16 protein-coding genes and 1 pseudogene are annotated in these 16,979 nt (G+C 73.5%); 8 read left to right on the top strand and 9 right to left on the bottom strand.

The genetic code is table 11. From position 1 onward, the window contains the following. Positions 1–41 precede the first annotated feature (41 nt). Both modA and AB0F82_RS05125 read right to left on the bottom strand, forming a co-directional pair. Positions 42–839: a molybdate ABC transporter substrate-binding protein gene (modA, locus tag AB0F82_RS05130; RefSeq protein WP_356812272.1), complete on the bottom strand. Its 798-nt coding sequence runs from the start codon at positions 837–839 to the stop codon at positions 42–44. 164 nt (positions 840–1,003) lie between these two features. Further along, a complete protein-coding gene (locus AB0F82_RS05125) occupies positions 1,004–1,396 on the bottom strand; it encodes a TOBE domain-containing protein (RefSeq protein ID WP_362624167.1) in 393 nt (130 codons plus the stop codon). Positions 1,397–1,542: 146 nt separating this feature from the next. On the opposite strand from AB0F82_RS05125, the gene AB0F82_RS05120 reads away from it, so the two are divergent. After that, positions 1,543–1,932 (top strand): RNA-binding S4 domain-containing protein, encoded by a 390-nt coding sequence (locus tag AB0F82_RS05120; protein ID WP_356812270.1) that lies wholly within the window; start codon positions 1,543–1,545, stop codon positions 1,930–1,932. A gap of 58 nt (positions 1,933–1,990) precedes the next feature. Here AB0F82_RS05120 and AB0F82_RS05115 read toward each other — a convergent pair whose 3' ends face one another. Next, entirely contained in the window at positions 1,991–2,428 is a 438-nt protein-coding gene (locus AB0F82_RS05115; protein WP_362624165.1) for a PTS-dependent dihydroxyacetone kinase phosphotransferase subunit DhaM, read from the bottom strand. After that, on the bottom strand, positions 2,425–3,039 hold the full coding sequence (gene dhaL, locus AB0F82_RS05110) for a dihydroxyacetone kinase subunit DhaL (protein WP_356812268.1): 615 nt from the start codon (positions 3,037–3,039) through the stop codon (positions 2,425–2,427). Before dhaL ends, AB0F82_RS05115 begins: the two co-directional genes overlap by 4 nt. 380 nt (positions 3,040–3,419) lie before the next feature. Between dhaL and AB0F82_RS05105 the strand changes: the two genes are divergently transcribed. Beyond that, positions 3,420–5,345 carry a PAS domain S-box protein gene (locus AB0F82_RS05105; RefSeq protein ID WP_362624163.1) on the top strand — a complete coding sequence of 642 codons (1,926 nt, stop codon included), beginning with the start codon at positions 3,420–3,422 and terminating at the stop codon, positions 5,343–5,345. A 165-nt stretch (positions 5,346–5,510) separates the two neighbouring features. Next, positions 5,511–6,476 (top strand): CPBP family intramembrane glutamic endopeptidase, encoded by a 966-nt coding sequence (locus AB0F82_RS05100; protein ID WP_362624161.1) that lies wholly within the window; start codon positions 5,511–5,513, stop codon positions 6,474–6,476. Between the two features lie 264 nt (positions 6,477–6,740). On the opposite strand, the gene AB0F82_RS05095 is transcribed toward AB0F82_RS05100, so the two are convergent. Both AB0F82_RS05095 and AB0F82_RS05090 read right to left on the bottom strand, forming a co-directional pair. Next, the gene (locus tag AB0F82_RS05095) at positions 6,741–7,571 is read right to left on the bottom strand and encodes a CbtA family protein (RefSeq protein ID WP_356812265.1); all 831 of its coding nucleotides are present in this window, start codon (positions 7,569–7,571) and stop codon (positions 6,741–6,743) included. A gap of 12 nt (positions 7,572–7,583) precedes the next feature. After that, complete coding sequence (locus AB0F82_RS05090; RefSeq protein ID WP_356812264.1) at positions 7,584–7,811, bottom strand: CbtB domain-containing protein; 228 nt, start codon at positions 7,809–7,811, stop codon at positions 7,584–7,586. Between the two features lie 442 nt (positions 7,812–8,253). Between AB0F82_RS05090 and AB0F82_RS05085 the strand changes: the two genes are divergently transcribed. Together AB0F82_RS05085 and AB0F82_RS05080 are read left to right on the top strand one after the other, a co-directional pair. After that, positions 8,254–9,447: an MFS transporter gene (locus AB0F82_RS05085; protein ID WP_362624159.1), complete on the top strand. Its 1,194-nt coding sequence runs from the start codon at positions 8,254–8,256 to the stop codon at positions 9,445–9,447. 76 nt (positions 9,448–9,523) lie between these two features. Further along, entirely contained in the window at positions 9,524–10,159 is a 636-nt protein-coding gene (locus tag AB0F82_RS05080) for an alpha-ketoglutarate-dependent dioxygenase AlkB (protein WP_356812262.1), read from the top strand. A gap of 263 nt (positions 10,160–10,422) precedes the next feature. Here the strand turns inward: AB0F82_RS05080 and AB0F82_RS05075 are convergent, their stop codons facing one another. After that, positions 10,423–10,731 carry a YkvA family protein gene (locus tag AB0F82_RS05075; RefSeq protein WP_356812261.1) on the bottom strand — a complete coding sequence of 103 codons (309 nt, stop codon included), beginning with the start codon at positions 10,729–10,731 and terminating at the stop codon, positions 10,423–10,425. A 55-nt stretch (positions 10,732–10,786) separates the two neighbouring features. Further along, positions 10,787–11,251, bottom strand: a complete 465-nt coding sequence (locus AB0F82_RS05070) for a MarR family winged helix-turn-helix transcriptional regulator (RefSeq protein ID WP_356812260.1) — start codon at positions 11,249–11,251, stop codon at positions 10,787–10,789. A gap of 118 nt (positions 11,252–11,369) precedes the next feature. On the opposite strand from AB0F82_RS05070, the gene AB0F82_RS05065 reads away from it, so the two are divergent. From AB0F82_RS05065 to AB0F82_RS05055, 3 genes and pseudogenes are all read left to right on the top strand, one after another. Next, on the top strand, positions 11,370–11,933 hold the full coding sequence (locus AB0F82_RS05065; protein WP_362624156.1) for a DoxX family protein: 564 nt from the start codon (positions 11,370–11,372) through the stop codon (positions 11,931–11,933). Positions 11,934–12,108: 175 nt separating this feature from the next. After that, positions 12,109–13,911 carry a glycoside hydrolase family 15 protein gene (locus AB0F82_RS05060; RefSeq protein ID WP_362624154.1) on the top strand — a complete coding sequence of 601 codons (1,803 nt, stop codon included), beginning with the start codon at positions 12,109–12,111 and terminating at the stop codon, positions 13,909–13,911. Positions 13,912–13,916: 5 nt separating this feature from the next. After that, a pseudogene (locus AB0F82_RS05055) lies at positions 13,917–14,758 on the top strand (hypothetical protein); the annotation flags it as partial. Between the two features lie 86 nt (positions 14,759–14,844). Here the strand turns inward: AB0F82_RS05055 and AB0F82_RS05050 are convergent. Then, on the bottom strand, positions 14,845–16,959 hold the full coding sequence (locus tag AB0F82_RS05050) for a SpoIIE family protein phosphatase (protein WP_436842046.1): 2,115 nt from the start codon (positions 16,957–16,959) through the stop codon (positions 14,845–14,847). Positions 16,960–16,979: the final 20 nt, after the last annotated feature.

Genomic DNA, 16,979 nt, shown 5'->3' with positions numbered 1-16,979 from the left:
CCGGACAGCCCCCGGGTCACTTCGGGGGAGCGGCGCGCCGGCTACGGCTGCTGGAAGCCCGCGTCCTGGAGGATCTTCTGCGCCTCGGGGGTGCTCAGCCACGCCACGAACGCGGCCGCGGCCTCGGTGTTCTCGGACTGCTTCAGCGTGGCGGCCGGGTAGGAGGCCACGGCGTTCTGCTCGTCCGGGATCTCCACGGTGACGACCTTGTCGCCCGACTTGGCGGAGTCCGTCTTGTAGACGAGGCCCGCGTCGGCCTCACCCATCTCGACCTTGCCCAGGACGGCACGGACGTTGGGCTCCTGGGAGACCGGCTTCACCTCGACCTTCTGGGCGTCGAGGATCTGCTTGCTGTAGCGGCCGACCGGCACCTCGGGCGCGGCGAGCACCACCTTGACCTTGGTGTCGGCGAGGTCCTTCAGCTCGTCGATCTTGAACGGGTTGCCCTTGCCGGCCGCGATGACCAGGCGGTTCTTGGCGATGATCGCGGGGTCGCCGGTCTCGGCCTTCAGCCCGTCCATGGTCTTCGTGTCGGCGGTGACCAGCGCGTCGGCCGGGGCGCCCTGCTTGACCTGCGCCGCGAGCTCCTGCGAACCGGCGAAGGAGAAGGTGACCCTCGTGCCGGGGTGGGCCTTCTCGTACGCCGCACCCGCGGTCTTGAAGACGTCGGCGAGGGAGGAAGCGGCGAGGACGGTGAGGTTCGCCTGCGGCGCGGCGGAGCCGGTGCCGGAGGCGGCGGGCTCGTCCACGCCGCTGCCGCAGGCGGTCAGCCCGGCGAGCAGGGCGGCGGACAGGGCGGCCGCGGCGACGGTGCGGCGGCGGTTTCGGGTCGGGTACATCAGCGCAGGCTCCTCGCTCGGGTCGGCGGCCGGCCGGGTGCCGGATCCGCGCGGTGGTGACCCGCGCCGGTGACGGGCGGAGCGGGTGGGGACGGTTCGTCGCTGCCGGGCGGCGGTGGGGGACCGCGGGCGGGCCGCGGCGGACGTCGGGCGGCGGCTGTGGCTCAGGCGCGGTCGATGTGCACGCCGGTGGACTTCACGCGGGCGGTGGCCCGCATGCCGACCTCCGGCCCGAGTTCTTCGACGGCCTCGCGGGTGAGCAGGCGGACCAGGCGGTGGGGACCCGCCTGGATGCCGACCTGGGCGGACACGTCGCCGAGCCGGACGGCGGTGACGATGCCGGGAAAGGCGTTGCGCGCCGAGGTGTACGGCTCCCCGTCCTCGGTGTGGGCGCCCTGGCCCACCTCCATGGAGAAGGCGGCCGGGTCCCGGCCGTTGATCAGCCGCCGGCCGACCTGGTCGCGATGGGTCACGACCCGGTCGGCGTCGGCCCAGCGCCCCGCGGTGTCCGGGCCGCCCAGCAGTCGCGCGGCCTGTCCGATGGTGTAGGACTGCATGTGCGACAAGGTTGGCGCATGCATGGCGCATTTGCAATTCTCTTGGGCGAATCGCCATGGTAGGTGCCGCGATTATTGGTGCATCCGCCAAAAGCCACGGAAAAAGTCGTTCCGTCCTCTCCTGCCCGGCTCGCTAGAGTCGGGGCATGGCTGATGAGGTATCGGGAACGGAATCGGGCACGGCGCGGGTCGATGCGTGGATCTGGTCCGTGCGCCTGACCAAGACCCGCTCGATCGCGGCGACGGCCTGCCGGGCGGGCCATGTGAGGGTCAACGGGGAACGCGCCAAGCCGGCGCAGCCGATCCGCGCGGGCGACGAGGTGCGGCTCTTCCACGCGGGGCGCGAGCGGATCGTCGTCGTCAAGCGGCCCGTGTCCAAGCGGGTGGGCGCGCCCGTCGCCGCCGAGTGCCTGATCGACAAGAGTCCGCCGCCGCCGACCCCCGTGGAGGCAGCGGTCGTCGGTATCCGCGACCGGGGCACGGGCCGCCCCACCAAGCGCGACCGCCGCGAGATCCAGTCGCTGCGCGGACGCTGACACCGGCCGCGACCGCGAGGCCCGGGGCGGGACGGCTGTCGCCGCCCGCCCCGGGCCCTCAGACCTTGCGGTACGCGTACGCCTCGGCGGCGGCCTCCGCGACCTGTGCCAGCGGGGCACCCGCCGATGCGGCGACCACCGCCGCCACCGCGCCCTCGACGAACGGGGCGTCCACCAAACGTGAACCGGGCGGCAGTTCGTCCTCCAGCAGCAGCGCCTTCACCGTCAGCACCGAGCTGCCCAGGTCCACCAGCAGCGCGACGCCGGCACCGCGGTCCACCTCCCGGGCGGCCGCGACGACCAGCTCCGCGCTCGTGCCGAGCCCGCCGGCGGACGTACCGCCCGCCGCGGCCACCGGCGCCACCGGACCGCCCGCCGCCAGGCCCCGCGCCAGCTCCGCCACCGACTCGGCGACCGGAGCGCTGTGCGAGACCAGGACGATCCCGACCAGGGCCGGCTGCGCAGCGGCGTCCCCGTCGCCCCGTCCGGCCGTCACCGCGCGCCCTCCGCCCGCTCCGCCACGTCCGCGAGCGCCCCCAGCAGCAGCGCCGACGAGGTCGCGCCCGGATCCTGGTGCCCGATGCTCCGCTCGCCCAGGTAGCTGGCCCGCCCCTTGCGCGCCTGCATCGGCACCGTGGCGAGGGCCCCGTTCTCCGCCGCCTGGGCCGCCGCCCGGTACGAGGTGCCCAGCGCGGCCACGCCCGGCAGCAGCGCGTCCAGCATGGTCTTGTCGCCGGGCGCGGCCCCGCCCAGCTGCGCCACCGCGCCGACCCCCTTGTCCAGGGCCTCGCGCAGGTCGGCGTCGGACACCTCGGACGCCTCCCCGAGCTCCTTGCCGGTCCGCCGCAGCAGCATCCCGTACAGCGGTCCGGAGGCGCCGCCGACCGTTGAGATCAACGTCCGTCCGGCCAGCTGGAGCACCGCGCCCGGCGCCGCCGGGGTCTCCGTGTCCAAGGCGGCGCGCACCGCCGTGAAACCCCGCAGCAGATTGCTCCCGTGGTCGGCGTCCCCGATGGGGGAGTCGAGCTCGGTGAGCCGGTCCGCCTCACGCTCCACGGCAGCCGCGGTGGCCGCCATCCAGCTCCGGAAGAACTCTGCGTCACGCACCGGGTCTCCTCGCCTCGCGTCCGCCCTGGCCGGTCCTCCAGCCACCATAGATCAGCGCGGCCGCCAGGGGGTGTCTTGCCGATCATGCCCGGATCGCGGCGTCTGCCGCCGTGCCTCGCCGCGTGTCCGCGCTCGACGGCGCTGCGCGTCGCCCCCTCCTCCGCCTTGCGATCCACGACGACAAGAGACCCCCTGGGCCGTCCAGCCCTTGGGGCTCCGCCGTCCGTACGGGTCCGACCGTGCCGACCCCGCGCGGCCCCAGGGGCGCCCGGCACGCAGAATCGGTCAATTGCCGCCGCATGCGGTCAACCGGAAGCGCGAGATTCAGCCACGTGGTCGGATGTCTGCTTCTGCGGGATTCGACGAGTGCGAGGCGCAGCGTGGCAGCGACGACTGAAGAGCCCTTCAGGGCTCTGCTGGAAGCGGCACCGGACGCGATGGTGATCGTGGACGACGCCGGGGTGATCCGGCTGGTGAACGCGCAGACCGAGGCCCTGTTCGGCCACCCCCGTCGGGAACTCCTGGGCCGGCACATCGAGGTCCTCGTCCCCGAGCGGTTCCGCGGCCAGCACCCGGGCCACCGGCTCGGCTATGCGGCCAGCCGCCAGGTCCGCCCGATGGGCGCGGGCCTGGTGCTCTACGGCCTGCGCCGGGACGGGCGCGAATTCCCCGTGGAGATCAGCCTGAGTCCGCTGGAGACCCCGGATGGCCTGCTGATCTCGGCGGCCGTACGCGACGTGAGCGAGCGCAGGGCCGCCGAGGAACGCTTCCGGGCGCTGCTGGAGGCTGCGCCGGACGCGATGGTGATCGTCGACGAGCGGGGCGCGATCCAGCTCGTCAACGCGCAGACCGAGGCCGTTTTCGGGTACGCCCGCGAGGACCTGCTGGGAAGACCGGTCGAGGTGCTCGTCCCGGAACGGTTCCGCGGGCACCACTCCGGCTTCCGGCACGGCTACTTCGTCAACCGCAAGGCCCGCCCCATGGGCGCGGGCCTGGAGCTGTACGGCCTGCACCGCGACGGCGGCGAGTTCCCGGTCGAGATCAGCCTGAGCCCGCTGGAGACCCCCGACGGCACCCTGGTCTCCGCGGCCATCCGCGACGTCACCGAGCGCAAGTCCGCCGAGGAGATGCTCGCGAAGCTCTACGAGCAGCAGCGCCACGTCGCGCTCACCCTCCAGCGCAGCCTCATGGGATCCCCGCCCGACGTACCGGGAATGCCCACGGCGAGCCGGTACTTCCCGGCCCGGCAGGGGGCCGGGGTGGGCGGTGACTGGTTCGACCTCATCCCGCTGGGGGGCGGACGCGTCGGCGGGATGGTCGGCGACGTGATGGGGCGCGGCCTGGACGCCGCCGCCGTCATGGGCCAGCTCCGATCCGCCTCCCACGCACTGGCCAAGACCGGGATGCCGCCCTGGCAGCTCATGCGCGCCCTGGACGCGGTCGTCAGCGAACTGCCGGACCAGTTCGTCACCTGCTGCTACCTGGTCATCGACGCCGATGCGGCCGAGATCACCATGTGCTCCGCCGGACACCTGCCGGTCCTCCTCGTCGCCCCGGGCGGCGAGGTCGGCCGGCTGCCCGTCGAGGTGAGCGTGCCGCTGGGGGTGGGGGAAGTGCCCCACCACGAGACCCGGCACACCGTGGAGCCCGGCTCGGTCCTCGCGCTCTACACGGACGGCCTGGTCGAGACGCCCGACAGCGACATCGAGGGCCAGGTGGACGGGCTGGCGGCGGCGTTGGAGAAGGCCGTCGCGACGACGGACGGCCTGGAGGCGGCCGCGGACCGGCTGCTGGCCGAACTGCTGCCCGACGCCGACGACAACCCCGACGACGTCACCCTCCTGCTCGTCCGCATCCCCGACACACCGGTGACCTCGCAGAGCATGCTCCTCGCCGCGGAACCGAGCAGCGTCGGTGCCGGGCGGAGGTTCCTGCGCTCCACCCTGGCCCAGTGGGGCAGGGACGACGAACAACTCCGCGACACCGCCTGCCTGCTCACCTCCGAGCTGCTCTCCAACGCGGTGAACCACAGCCGCGGCCCCGTCCGCCTCCGACTGCGCCAGGCCGGCCGTGAACTCAGCGTCGAGGTGTGCGACGGCAGCCCGGTCCTGCCGCAGGCCCGCTTCGCCGAACCCGACGCGGAATCCGGCCGCGGCCTGCTCCTCGTCGACTCCCTCGCCGCCTCCTGGGGGACCCTCCCGACGGCCGAGGGCAAGGCCGTCTGGTTCTCCCTGCCCCTGCCCGCCCGGCCGGGCCCCGGTGCAACCCCACACGGAATCCGGCTGAGCCGCAGGGCGATCACGTGATCGAATGGGCGGGTGATCGGCCGTGACGGAAAGGGTCCCGCAGTGTCAGATACGCCCCCGCCGAACGTCTGGGCCGCGCCGGCCGGAAGCGCTCCGCAATGGCCCGCGCCGGCGCAAGGGTGGCCGCCCACCCCCCAGGGCGGTCCGCCGTTCGGTGCACCCGCCGTGCGGCAGCCGCGCACGGAGGCCGCGCCGGGCGGAAGCGCCTACCACGAGCAGGCCCGCAACGGCCGCCAGAAGGCCCCGCAGCGCGTCGGGGAGTTCCTCCTCGTCTTCGTCGGCAACCTGGCCGCACCGCTGCTGGTGATCGCGTTCGGCGCCCTCGTCTGGTACGTGCTGGGCCTCGACTTCGCCCCCGGGGACGGCGACCGCATCCTGGCGGATCCGCTCGCCGACGAGGCGCTCGCCCTGCTTTCCATAGCCACGGGCATACCGGTCGTGATGCTCGCGGTCCGCTGGTGCGGCAGCCGCCCCGCCGGCACCGTGGCCTCCGTCCTCGGGAGGTTGCGCTGGGGCTGGCTGGCCCGCTGCTCGGCGGTCGCCTTCCCCCTGATCGTGCTCCAGATGGGCGGGCTGGCCCTGTGGGGCTACCTCACCGACGGCGAGGAGAGCCTCGCGGGCGACTTCCCCGGCTGGTCCGAGTTCGCACTCGGACTCGTCGTGCTGTGGGCGCTGATCCCGTTCCAGGCCGCCGCCGAGGAGTTCGTCTTCCGGGGCTGGATCACCCAGTTCTTCGGCGGCTTCCTCAAGTCCCCCTGGACCGGCATCGTCCTCGCGTCCGCCCTCTTCGCCGTCGCCCACGGCTTCGGCGAGGTGTCGGGGTTCGCCCTGCTCTTCTACTCCGCCCTGTGGTGGGGATGGCTGACCGTCCGCACGGGGGGCCTCGAAGCCGCCATCGCGGTGCACGTCGCGAACAACGTCACCGCCTACGGCATCACCGTCGCCCTGGGGCAGCTGGCGGAGTCGGGCAACGCCGCGGACGCCCCGTGGGAGGCACTCGTCCTCGAGCTCGTCGCGGCACCGGCGTACTGCCTGCTGATCGCCAGGCTCGCCACCACCCACGGCGTACGACGCCTCAGCACGGCGGAGCCCGCTGCCGCCGCCCGAGCGGACCAGCCGGCGGCGGCCTGACCCCGCAGGTGGCCCGGGGCGTGCCCACCGTGCGGTGGCTCGGGGCCACCCGTCACCTCCGCTCGACCGTCCCGTAGGGCTGGTTGCGCTCGCGCATCTGCCACATGTTCCGGTGCTCACGCATGATCGCGGGCCGGTCGGCGGGCTGGGTGTCCCGCATGGCGACGTGGGCCGAAGCGTGCGCGCGAGCGCACACATGCGGACGCGCACGGGCCCCGGCGCCCCCGAGGGGTCGCGGGGCCCGTGCGCGGACGTGGCGGTCGATCAACCGAGGGCGGGCGCCTGCTGCCGGGCCGTCACTTCCGCGCCGCCGGTGCGCGAGGCCAGGAGCCGCTGGGCCAGGACGCCGAAGACGACGGCGAACACCGTCCACAAAACGAGCTGGACGGCCAGCGAAGCGATCCGGAACTCCCACAGCAGGGCGGCGGGGAACCCGGGCTGGACCGCGTCGCTGTTGTCCGGCAGGAACACGAACGCCAGGGCGGTGGCGGTGACGAAGCCGCCGGCCGCGGTCAGCGACGCGTTCCAGTTGCCCAGGCGCGGTGCCAGCCGTCGCCCGAGGATGATCGCGCCGACGCCGAGCAGCACGCTCAGCAGGATCATCAGGAAGAACAGCGTGGTGCGCTGCCCGATCGTGTCCGGGTTGCCGACCGCCGGCGGGGTGGCCGGGTACTTGAGGAACGGCACCAGGTAGACCAGGCCGAACGCGCCCGCACCGGTGAGCGCGGCCGTCGCCCGCGGGCTGAACCCGCCGACGCGGCCGAGGGCGAACGAGAACGCGAGGGAGGCGATGCCGCCCAGCGCGACCCCGTAGACCAGCACGCCGGTGGCCAGGCCGACGGTCGACTGGACCGGCCGGCTGACGAGTTCTTCCTCCTCCTCGGCGGCCCCGCCCGACGCGGCGTCACCACCGTGCCCGGCGTGGCCGCTCGGGGCGCTCGCTGCGTCCTGGGCGGCGGCGGCCTCCTCCACCGCGATGGAACCCCGAACCGGCGGCTCACCCACCACGTAGGCGACCGCGAAGGCGAAGAGTCCGGCTATCAGGCCCGCGAGCATGCCGCGGACCAGCAGACCTCTGACAGTAGAGGCGTACATGGGCGCGGCCTCTCAGTGGCAGGGGAAGCCGAGCAGGTGGCGACCGTCGTGCACCCACTCGTGCACGCCCTCGCCGGCGAACACGGCGGTGGCGCCCTGCTCGGCTCCGACGAAGTAGAGGGCCACCAGCATCAGGAGGCCGACGAAGACCGCCCAGGGCAGGACGGCGCGCACGGGCAGCGGAGCCGACGGCGAAACGGCGGGGGTGGATACGGCAGCGGAAGCGAAAGCCTCGGCCATGATGGAACCTCCTTGGGGAACAACGCGTCCCATACGGTGGTGCAGGACGACGGTCCTCGGGTCTGACTCGCCGCGACGACCCCCGGGGGGAGGTCACCGCAGCACACAGTGGCGCGACCATGCCGGATTCACACCGGTCTTCCGTCTCGCCGTCGTCGCTATGTGGAAATGTCGCCGTGACGCTACCGTGCGGCGGGCCCGCGGCCAAGACCGTGAGTCCCTGATCACACAGTTACGCTGTAGTAATGCCGTTTCGGGGCGGTTCGGGGAACCGTGATGCGCCGCGAACGGCCCGGGAGTCCTGCTAGAATTAAGGGCGTTGGCCTTCGGCGTGCGTGCCCCGTGCATGCGTCCGGAGGCTTTTTTCATGCCTTCAAACCCTACTTCCCGGTCCGCTTCCCCCTCAGATCCGAGGCCTTCCTCCGGCCGCGCCGCGGCCCCCGTGCCCGACCCGCTCCCCACCTCCACCGGCTATCTCGGCCTGCTGCGCAACAGGGAGTTCACCGGCCTGTACGCCGGCTTGACCCTGACGGTCGCGGCGAGCACCCTCTCGGGCTTCGCGCTCGGCACGCTCGTCGACGAGCAGACCGGTTCGCCCTTCCTGACGGCCGTGAGCATGTACGGCGCCACCTTCGCGACCGTCCTCGGCGCGCTGACGCTGATGTCGATCGCGGACGGCGGGCGACCGCGCCGGACCGTCGTCCTGCTCCAACTCGCCTCGCTGGCCGGGGTCGCCGCGCAGGCGCTCCCGGGACTGCCGCTGGCCGTTCGGTTCGCCCTGCTGCTGCTCCTCGGCTTCTTCCAGTCCCTGGGAACGGGCGCCCGGCTCGGGCTGCTGTCCGAGGTCGTGCCGGTGTCCGCCTACGCGCCGGCCCGTTCCCTGATGAACATCACCTCGGGCGGTACGGCGATCCTCGGCTACGCCGTCGGCGCCGTACTGCTGCGGTACGCGAGCCCGCGGGACGTCTTCGTCATCGCCGCCTGCCTGACCGCCCTCGGTGCGGCCGTGGTCGCGGCCACCGTCCGCGAGCACTCGGTCCGGCCAACCCGCCGACCGGGCCTGCGGCAGACCTGGCGGACGAACGCCGAGCTGTTCTCCCACCCCCGCCGGCGGGCGCTGCTGCTGGCCCTGTGGGTTCCCAACGGCCTGATCGTCGGCTGCGAGGCCCTCTTCATCTCCTACGACCCCGGCCACGCCGGGACCTTCCTGGCCGCCGGATCCGCCGGCATGCTCCTCGGCGACCTGGCCGTCGGCAGGCTGCTCACCGCCGCGGGCCGCCGCCGCCACGCCTCCACCCTGCGGCTGCTGCTCGCCGCTCCCTTCCTGCTCTTCGCGGCCCACCCGCCCGCTCCCGTCCTGGCGGTCGCGGTGTTCCTCGCCAGTGCAGGATTCGCAGCCACCCTGCCCCTCCAGGAACAGCTCCTGGAACTCACCCCCGAAGCGATCCGCGGGCAGGTGCAGGGGGTCGAGTCGGCGGGGCGGATGACCTGGCAGGGTCTGGGCGCCGCGATCGCCGGCGGCCTGGCCCAGTGCCTCGGCCCCGGTACGGCGATCGCCCTCGCCGCCGCGGCCTCGCTCGCCGTCACGCTCCTCACCCGGCCGTCCCGCCGTACGCGCCGCGACCGGCCGCTCTGACGGCCGGGGCGGGGGAGACCCGGGACGCACACACGGAATTCGTGCACCTGTTCGGTTATGGGTCTAGGCTGGGGGCATGCACGTAGTCCAGGGCCTCCAGGGTTCCCTCTTCGACCAGGGAGACGAGATCGGTCTCGGCCCCCTCGACGGTCTGCGCCGGACCGAGCTCGGCGCCGGGGCCTGGGTGGACCAGCTGCCCGGCTGGCTGCGCGGTGCCGACGAGCTCTTCGAGCGGCTGGCCGCCGACGTGCCCTGGCGCGCCGAGCGGCGGCAGATGTACGAGCGGGAGGTGGAGGTGCCCCGGCTGCTCGCCTTCTACGGCGAGGACGACGACCTGCCACACCCCTCGCTCGTGGAGGCCCGTGATGCGCTGGGCGCCCACTACGCCGCCGAGCTGGGCGAACCGTTCACCACCGCCGGGCTGTGCCTGTACCGCGACGGCCGGGACAGCGTCGCCTGGCACGGCGACCGGACCGGCCGTTCCTCCACCGAGGACACCATGGTCGCCATCGTCTCCGTCGGCGACCCGCGCGACCTGGCCATCCGTCCCCGCGACGGCGGGGCCACCCTGCTGCGGCTACCGCTCGGCCACGGCGACCTCGTGGTCATGGGCGGTTCCTGCCAGCGGACGATGGAACACGCCGTACCGAAGTCCGCGCGGGCCGTCGGGCCCCGCATCAGCATCCAGTTCCGGACCCGGGGCGTGCGCTGACCGCAGGGCGGAGCCCGCGTGACCCAGGGCGGAGCCCCGACGCCGTCGCGGTTGCGACCCTGGCACGGCCTCCGCGGCCTCCGTCGGCTCCTTCACGGACGTGCGGGAACTTCAGAGGCAGCTGAAGGTGCGCGGCCTGGAGTTCCCGAGTTCCTGACGCAGGCCGACGATTCCGGATCGGGGCCCGGCAGCTTCCTCGTCCTCGACCCGGACGGCAACCCGGTCCTGGTCGACCAGCACGTTCTGAGCGGGCGGAAACCGGGTCAGACGCGGGACCGGACGTCGACGCCCGGCTCCTTCGACGGGCGTGCGGCCGCTGCCGCCGCGTGCAGGGAGCGCAGCGCCAGCATCAGGATCCCGATGTCATCCAGGTACACCGGGTCCGGAATCAGGTCCACGGGCGAGACGGTGTAGATCAGGGCGGCCCAGAACAGGGCCTTGTCCTGCAGCGGGATGCCCGCGTCGGTCAGCAGCCGCCGCGCCCTGAGCACGCGTACGAACAGCACGGCCGCGGCGATGGCGACCCCCACCGTGAGGACCGTGCCGACAATGAGCCAGACCTTTCCGTCCATGGCGCCCCTATACCCCGATTTCGGGTGGTGATACCTGCCCGGCGGCCGGGGCCGCTCAGGCGCCCTGCCCGCGCAGGCGGCGTCCGACCTCGCCCAGCCCCTCGGCGAGCGCGTCGAGCTGCTCCGGGGTCAGAACGTCGACCAGGACCTCCCGGACCGCGGCCACGTGGCCCGGCGCGGCCTCCTCCAACTTCGCGCTGCCGGCGTCGGTGAGCACGGCGAAGACCCCGCGCACGTCCGAGGGGCAGCTGCGGCGGCGGACCAGCCCGGCCTTTTCCATCTGGGTGACCTGGTACGTCAGCCCGCTCTTGGAATTGAGCAGGCCGTTGGCGAGCTCGGTCATCCGCAGCTCCCGCCCGGGGGCCGCGGCGAGCCGCACGAGGATCTCGTACTGCGGGTGCGAGAGCCCCGCCTCGTCCTTGAGCTGCTGGTCGAGGCGCCGGTTGACCAGGGCCGAGGCGGCCAGGAAGCCGTTCCAGGCGCGCATCTCGCGCTCGTCCAGCCATCTCGGTTCAGCCATGGCCCCACCCTACACGGGTTGTTCGAATTTGAATCACCGGTTAGGGTCCAGGTCAGCGGTTCGAATTTGAACAACTTTCGCCTGTCTCCCCGGGCCGCACGACCGGAAGGACCCCACGATGACCAGCCCCTCCACCACCGCCGCGAAGCCGCAGGCCGCCGCGGACGCCGCACCGTCCCGGCCCGCCGCCCCCTCCACCCGCGGCCAGGACACCGGCCTGCTGCTCCTGCGCCTCGTCCTCGGCCTCACCATGGCCGGACACGGCGCCCAGAAGCTCTTCGGCTGGTTCGGCGGCGGCGGCATCAGCGGCACCGGCCAGTTCTTCACCGCGAGCGGCTACCCCGCCGGTGACGCCATGGCCGTCCTCGCCGGCCTGACCGAGACCCTCGGCGGCCTCGGCCTCACCGCGGGCCTCCTCACCCCGCTCGCCGGCGCCGCGGTCGTCGGTACCCTGATCAACGCCATCGCCGTCCACGGCACGGGCGCCTTCTTCGCCCCCGCAGGCATCGAGTACGAACTCCTGCTGACCGCGGGCGCCGCGGCCCTCGCCCTCACCGGCCCCGGCCGGTACGCTGTCGACGGCTTCCTCCCGGTCCTGCGCGCCCACCGCCTCGCCCACGGAGCCCTCGCCCTCGCCCTCGGTGTCGTCCTCGCCGCCGTCATGCTCCTCGTACGCAACTGAGGCGCGTCTTTCGCGTCTTGCAGGGCCGACAAGATCCGAAAGACACACCCCCGTCATGCTCCTCGTGCGGAACCGGCGGTCTCACCGGTCAGGCCGGACACCCCCTGGAGCTGCGCCCGGGGGTGTCCCGGGCTCGAGCTGATTGGCCCCTGACATTCAGGGGAAGAGCGCTCAAATGACACAACCCATCGAGGACTACGCACTCATCGGCGACCTCATGACCAGCGGGCTCGTCGGTCGCGACGGGTCCATCGACTGGCTGTGCCTGCCGCGCTTCGACTCGGCGGCCTGCTTCGCCAAGCTCCTCGGTGACGAGGAGAACGGCCACTGGCGCATCGCCCCCCTCGGCGCCGCCGACGGCGAGCGCTGCACCCGCCGCGCCTACGTCGACGGCTCACTGGTCCTGGAGTCGTACTGGGAGACCGAGACCGGCACCGTCAAGGTCATCGACTTCATGCCACAGCGCGACGTCGCCCCCGACGTCGTCCGCATCGTCGAAGGCATCAGCGGCACCGTCAGGATGCTCAGCACCCTGCGCCTGCGCTTCGACTACGGCCACGTCGTGCCCTGGGTACGCCGCAGCGACGGCGACCGGGTCGCCGTCGCCGGACCCGACTCCGCCTGGTTCCGCAGCGAGCCCCCCGTCCGCACCTGGGGCGAGGCCAACAGCACCCGCTCCCAGTTCCCCGTCACCGCCGGCCGCCGCGTCGCCTTCGTCCTGACCTGGCACCCGTCGCACGACCCGCGCCCCGAACCCATCGACCCCTTCGAGGCCCTGGAGTGCAGCCTCTCCGACTGGCGCGAGTGGGCCTCCCAGTGCCGCTACGACGGCCCCTTCAAGGAAGCGGTCACCCGCTCCCTGATCACCCTCAAAGCCCTCACCTACGCCCCGACCGGCGGCATCGTCGCCGCCGCCACCACCTCCCTGCCCGAGGAGCTCGGCGGCGTCCGCAACTGGGACTACCGCTACTGCTGGCTGCGCGACGCCACCCTCACCCTCGGCTCCCTCCTCAACACCGGCTTCCTCGACGAGGCCCGCGCCTGGCGCGAATGGCTCCTGCGCGCGGTCGCCGGCGCCCCCGCCGACCTCCAGATCATGTACGGGATCGGGGGCGAGCGGCGGATCCCCGAGAGCGAACTGCCCTGGCTGCGCGGCTACGCCTCCTCCGCACCCGTCCGTGTCGGCAACGCGGCCGTCGACCAGCTCCAGCTCGACGTGTACGGGGAGGTCATCGACTCCCTGCACATGGCCAGATCCGCCGGGCTGCCCGCCGAAGCCCACTCCTGGCGGATCCAGCTCGCGCTCCTCGACTTCCTGGAGAAGAACTGGCGCCGGCCCGACGAAGGCCTCTGGGAGGTGCGCGGCCCCCGCCGGCACTTCGTGCACTCCAAGGTGATGGCCTGGGTGGCCGCGGACCGGGCCGTACGGACCCTGGAGAGCGACCCCTCGCTGCCCGGAGAGGTGGACCGCTGGCGCGCCATGCGCGACGCCGTCCACCGCGACGTGTGCGACAAGGGGTTCGACCCCGAGCGGGGCACCTTCACCCAGTACTACGGCTCCCGCGAACTCGACGCGGCGACCCTGCTCATCCCCCGGGTCGGATTCCTCCCGCCCGACGACCCCCGCGTCACCGGCACCGTCGACGCCGTCCGCGCGGAACTGGGCCGCAGCGGACTGGTCCGCCGCTACAGCACCGCCGACACCGACGACGGGCTGCCCGGCGACGAAGGCGCCTTCCTCGCCTGCTCGTTCTGGCTGGCCGACGCCCTGCACCTGACGGGCCGGGAGGGCGAGGCCCGCGCCCTCTTCGAACGGCTGCTGTCGGTGTGCAACGACGTCGGACTGCTCGCCGAGGAGTACGACCCCGTCTCCGGGCGCCAACTCGGCAACTTCCCGCAGGCGTTCAGCCACGTCGGCCTGGTCAACACCGCACTGACCCTGGCCGGCATCGAAAAGCGGACGACCGAGGCGGGCTGAGGACCGTGGAACTGCCCCAGCAGCGCGCCGAAGGCGCGGGCCCCTTCACCACCCGGCTCACCTGGCAGCGCCCCGGAGGACAGACGGTGGTGTGGGAGTCGCGGCCCGCCCGCAGACGCGGAACGCTCGCGGTCCGCAGCCCGGGCGAGACGGCCGTCAGGACGCCGACGGCCGATGCCGAGACCCTCGGCCGCATGCGGCGGCTCAACGCCGTCGCCTCCACCGCGTTCGTCATCGGCGGAGCCCTCTTCGCCCTCGGCGCCGCCGTGGCCCAGTTCGGCTGGGGCGACACGGCCGAGAGCGCCGCGATCTACTTCGCGGAGGACTGTTCTTCAACACCGGCGGCTACGTCTCGCTCCTCCAGGTGCTGAACGGGCCCCGCCACACCCCGGAGGGCGGCGGCCGACTGGTCACCGCCGGCTGGAAGTGGTGGGGGTACGAGCCGTTGCGTCTGGACTGGCTGAGCACGTTCGTCCTGTTCGTCGGGACGCTCGTGTTCGGCGTCAACCTCCTGGACTCCTTCCTCCAGGGACTCACCGCACAGCAGACCAACCGGCTGGTCTGGACCCCCGACGTGATCGGATGCCTGCTCTTCCTGCTCTCGGGACACCTGGCCTTCGTCGAGATCTGCCACCGCCCGTGGCCCTGCCTGCGCTCGCGCAGCCTCGGCTGGTGGGTCGTCGCGGTCAACCAGTTCGGATCGGTGCTGTTCATGGTCTCGGCCCTGGCCGCCTTCACCCGGCCCGCCACCGGAGGCCTGGTCGACGCCGGAGTCGCCAACTGGGGCACGCTGTGCGGCGCCCTGTGCTTCTCTATCGGCGGGATCCTCCAAGCCTTCGAACGTCCTTGGGGAGTGTCGTCAAAGTGGCGTCGGCCGCCCGAAGGGCGGGGTCGGCGGGACTTTGACGACACCCCCTGGGGGCGTCTCGTCGCTCAGCGCGGTGCGGGCTGTTCGCAGCCGCCCGTGAGGGACGCCAGCAGCAGGGCGATGTCGTCCGGCCGGTCGGCGGCGTTGCCGATCAGCCGGTCGGCGGTCTCGGTCAGCGGACCCGGCAGTCCCGACGCCAGCGCCAGCCGCAGCCGCTCCACCCCCTCGTCGATGTCGACGCCGGGCAGCTCCACCAGCCCGTCCGTGTACAGGGCGAACACCGCGCCCGGCGCCAGCCGGAGCTCCGTGACCGGGTACGTGGCCTCCGGGTCGACACCGAGCACCACCCCGCCCGCCAGGTCCAGCACCTCCGTCCGGCCGTCGGGACGGCGCAGCAGCGGCTGCGGGTGCCCGGCCCGCACCGCCTGGGCGGAGCCCGACGCCGGGTCGAGCACCACGTAGCAGCAGCTCGCGAACTGCCCCGGATCGAGGTCGATGAGCAGCCGGTTGGTGCCGCGCACCACCTGCTCCGGCGTGCTGCCGGCGAGCGCGAAGGCCCGTACCGCGCTCCGGAGCTGCCCCATGGTCGCGGCGGCGGCCACCCCGTGGCCCTGGACGTCGCCGATGACCAGGGCCAGCCGGCCCGATCCGGTCTCCACGACGTCGTACCAGTCGCCGCCGACGTCCATGCCGGCGGAGCCGGGCAGATAGCGGCCGACGGTGTCCACGTGCGGCCGCACCGGCAGCCGGTGCGGCAGCAGCGCCGCCTGGAGCCCGTGGGCGAGCGCCGCCTCGCTGTCGTAGCGCCGGGCCCGCGCCAGTGCCTGCGCGATCAGCCCGGCCAGCGCGGTCAGCACCGTACGCTCCTCCGGGCTGAAGCCGCGCGGCGAGTCGAAGCCGAGGATGCACGAGCCGACCGGACGGCCGGACGCGATCAGCGGCAGGAAGGCCCGCGCGCCGACGTCGGCGTCCAGCGGAATGCCCGGATAGGCGGCGGCCAGCCGCTGCATCGACTCGAAGAACAGCGGCCGGCCCGTGGTCAGCGTCTCCACACCCGGCAGCCGGACGTCGAGCGCGACCCCGTCGAATCGGTTCAGGAACCCCCGCGGGAAGCCGGTCTCCCAGGCCAGGTGCAGATGCCGCTCGTCGAGCAGGTAGATCGCGAGCTGGCGGCCACCGAAGGCCGGCAGGAGCTCATCGGTGACCACCGCCGACACCTGCCGGGCCGTGACCGCCTCCGTCAGGGCGATGGCCAGGGCCACCGGCCGGTAGAGCGCGGACGCCTGGTCGGCCGGCGCGTCCACGCCCCCGCCCGGGTCGGCCCCCGCCGTGGACGGGTAGGCGGGCGGGTCGCCCGTGCCGATCGTCACGGTCACGCCGTCCGACGCCGGGTAGAGGCCCACCGACAGCCACTCGCCCGGCGGATGCCGGCCGCGCCGGGCGGAGAAGTGCGCCGGCTCCGAGGACATGAAGACGGCCCGGAAATGGTCGTCGTGCGAGGGGTGCCCGAGCCACGGCACCGCCTCCCACAGCAGCCGCCCGTGCAGCTGCCCGGCGCCCACACCCAGCAGGTGCTCCGCCGCGGAGTTGACGAAGCCGATCCGGCCCTGCCGGTCCAGGGAGAGCACCGCCTGCGCGAGCCGGTCCACGGCGCGGCGGGCGCCCGCCGCGCCGGCCTCGGCCTCGGGCGGCAGAGCCGGCACGGCCACCGGGTCCCCTTCCCACACCACCGGCTCCCCGGCCGCCGACAGGGCCGACAGCTCGCGTGCCAGCCCCTCCGCGGCCTCCCGGAGCCGCCTGCGGTCCCTGGCCCCGACGGGCACACCGGGGGTGGCCGGACGCAGTACCAGCAGCACGCCGAAACGCTCCGTGCCCGCGGTCACCGGCTCGTACAGCGAGGCGAAGGGGAAGGGCAGCCCGGCGATCAGCTGGGGGAAGCGGCTCATGGCCGACGCGGCGTCGGGGAGGTGTACGGCCTGACCCGAGCGGTAGGCCTCGGCGACCGGAAAGGGCCGGTTGACCTGCATCCGCCACCACGGCCGGAACAGCGGCAGCGGCAGCCCCGTGAACAGGGCCAGCTGCAGGAGCTCGCCGGAGCTCGAGCGCAGGTACACCCCGCCCGCGTACCCGCCCACGGCCTCCACGGCGCTCACGGCGGCCCGGGCGAGCGCCTGGACCATGGCGTCGGTGGCCGCGCCGA

The sequence above is a fragment of the Streptomyces virginiae genome (genome assembly GCF_040638905.1).
Taxonomy (GTDB): Bacteria; Actinomycetota; Actinomycetes; order Streptomycetales; family Streptomycetaceae; genus Streptomyces; species Streptomyces virginiae_B.
This window is presented reverse-complemented; position numbering and strand designations above follow the sequence as displayed.